The sequence below is a fragment of the Nocardia sp. NPDC058497 genome (assembly GCF_042720195.1).
Lineage (GTDB): Bacteria > Actinomycetota > Actinomycetes > Mycobacteriales > Mycobacteriaceae > Nocardia.
In genome coordinates this window covers 1-2,418 of the sequence record NZ_JBHXMY010000756.1, presented here as the reverse complement: position 1 = coordinate 2,418, position 2,418 = coordinate 1, and the positions used below count along the sequence as shown (strand labels likewise).

Annotated in this window: 2 protein-coding genes; both read left to right on the top strand. The window is 71.4% G+C overall.

Annotation, left to right across the window (positions count from 1 at the left end; genetic code table 11):
* A partial coding sequence (locus tag ACFWPJ_RS30495) for a hypothetical protein (protein ID WP_378856622.1) occupies nucleotides 1-1,135 on the top strand: 1,135 nt, incomplete at its 5' end.
* A 98-nt stretch (nucleotides 1,136-1,233) separates the two neighbouring features.
* The gene (locus tag ACFWPJ_RS30490; protein ID WP_378856620.1) at nucleotides 1,234-2,292 is read left to right on the top strand and encodes a fused (3R)-hydroxyacyl-ACP dehydratase subunits HadA/HadB; all 1,059 of its coding nucleotides are present in this window, start codon (nucleotides 1,234-1,236) and stop codon (nucleotides 2,290-2,292) included.
* Nucleotides 2,293-2,418 lie beyond the last annotated feature (126 nt).

Sequence of the window (2,418 nt, the reverse complement as noted above, 5' to 3'; positions counted from 1 at the left end):
TCGGGGGGCGGGGGGGGTCGGGGGGGGGCGCGGCCGGGGGGGGGCCCCGCGCCCCCCCCCCGCCGCGCGGCCGGGTGGTGCCGCGGCCGCGGCGGCAGCTGCCGGGGTGGGCTCGTTGGTGAAGAAGGGTGGGGGCGAGGTTCCTCCGTCCGAGGATCAGACCGTGGCGATGCGGGTGGTCGATTCGGCGGATGCGCCGACGACGGCCATGCCGATCCAGCGGCCGACGGATCGGGTGGTGCCGCCCGCGGGTGGCAGGCCGATGACGCCGCCGCCGAATACGCCGCGTGGGCCCGCTGGACCGCGGCAGGCGGGGCATCAGGGGCCGAGTGGGCCGCACGGGCCCGGGGTCGAGGAGACGCAGCCTTCGCCGCCGCGTGGGCCGAGCGTTCCGCCGAAACCGGCGTCGGCTCCCTCGCCCGCCGATATCCAGCCGACGCGGCCCGCGCAGCATCTGGCCGAGGGCAAGCGCCAGGTCGCGCCGCCGAACGGCCCACAGCCGGGTCAGCAGGACGGCCCACGCCAGGGCCAGCAGCAGCCGGGCGGCCCGCAGCAGGGTCAGCAGCCATCGGGCGGCCCGCAGCTGGGTCAGCAACCGGCGACCGGGTGGGCCGGTCAGCAGGACGGCCCGCCGCCGGTCGCGCCGCCGCAGCGGATCGATGCGCCGCAGGTCGCGGTGGCCGACGATCCGAAGGCCGCCGCCGGCTCGAAGCGCTGGCTGCTGGCCGTCGGCGGTGCCGCGGTGCTGGTGATCGCCCTGATCGCGACCGTGGTGGCGTTGATGTCCGGCGACAACTCGCCGGAGGGACAGGTCCGTACGGCGATCGGCGCCTACGCCGACGCCCTGCGCAGCGGCGACCTGGATGACCTGCGGTCGAGCACGTGCGGTCAGCTGCACGAGTTCTATCAGGGCATCACTGCCGAGCAGTTCAACGGCGTGCATCAGCTCTCGACCGAGCGTGGTTCGATCCCGGTGGTCGACAGTGTGGACGCGGTGCGCATCACCGGCGACTCCGCGCTGGCCGAGGCGACGGTGTACACCTCCGCCGACCCGTCGAAGCGGACCGCGCGCACGTTCGACCTGCAGCGCACCGACGGCAGCTGGAAGGTGTGCGACCCCGCCGGCACCCCGTAACCCGGCCCCGACCCGTCGTAGCGGGCATTCCTGCCTGCTATGACGGGTCACACATAACTGGTCATCCGGTGAGATTCTCGACTAACATTTTCCGGATCATGAGCAAGGTACAGACAGTGTCGCAGCCGGACATCGAAGCTGTGGTCCCGGACGCGTCGCTGGTCGGCCAGCGCTTCGGGTTCCGCGATCACTACGAGGTCGGCCGCGAGAAGATCCGAGAATTCGCCAGGGCCGTGCAGAATCTGCACCCCGCCCATCACCAGGAAGTCGACGCGCGCAAGCTCGGCTACGAGGGCATCGTCGCGCCGCCGACCTTCGCCTCGGTGATCGGGATGAGCGCCACCAGGGCGCTGCTCGACAGCGTGCTCACCGAGTACGACCTGTCGCAGGTCCTGCAGACCGACCAGGTCTTCGAGATCCACCGGCCGATGCTGGCGGGTGACCGGATCAGCACCGAGATCGATATCGAGTCGATCCGCCAGTTCGGCGACAACGACTTCATCAACGTCGGCTTCAAGCTGACCAATCAGGACGGCGAGACAGCCGTGCAGGGCACGACCACCATCGTTGCCCGGCGTGGCGTGGAGGTCGACCCCGGCATCGTCGATGCCGTCGAGAACATCAGCATGCACCCGCGCCCGGCCACCATCGCCGGTCTCGACACCGGTGACACCCTGATCCGCCGCACCGGCGCCGCACCGGCTCCCGCACCGCGCGAGTTCGCCCCGGTCAACACGACCCCCGAGTTCGACTCCCTGGTCAAGGGCGGCGAGCTGCCGGCGGGCATCGCCCGGGTGACCCGCGGTGACCTGGCCAACTACGCCGGCGTCTCCGGCGACCCGAACCCGATCCACTTCAGCGACCGCGCCGCCGAACTGGCAGGCCTGCCGACCGTCGTCGCGCACGGCCTGCTGACCATGGGCCTGGCCGCCCAGTACCTGACCGACTGGCTCGGCGACCCCACCGCGATCGAGAAGCTGGCCGTCCGCTTCTCCGGTTTCGTCCCGGTCCCCCCGGCCGAAGCGGGCGTCATCGAGTTCTCGGGCAAGATCAAGTCGATCGACCCCGAACGCCGCGCCGCCACGATTCTGCTGAGCGGAATCTCCGAAGGCCGCAAGCTCTTCGGCCGCGCGGTCGCCGACGTCCGCCTCACCTGACCGCCTCCCCGCGAATTCTGGCCAGGCTCAGGGTGGGTGTCACCTTGGGCAGGCGGCCGGCGGTAGGTGTAGAGCGGAGTTAGCCCGTCCCCGGTGAGTTACCCAAGATCTAACGAGACCTGTGGG

Excerpts from the sequence above, each read along its gene's own strand:
- ACFWPJ_RS30490 (WP_378856620.1), top strand. The coding sequence starts at position 1,234 with ATGAGCAAGGTACAGACAGTGTCGCAGCCGGACATCGAAGCTGTGGTC.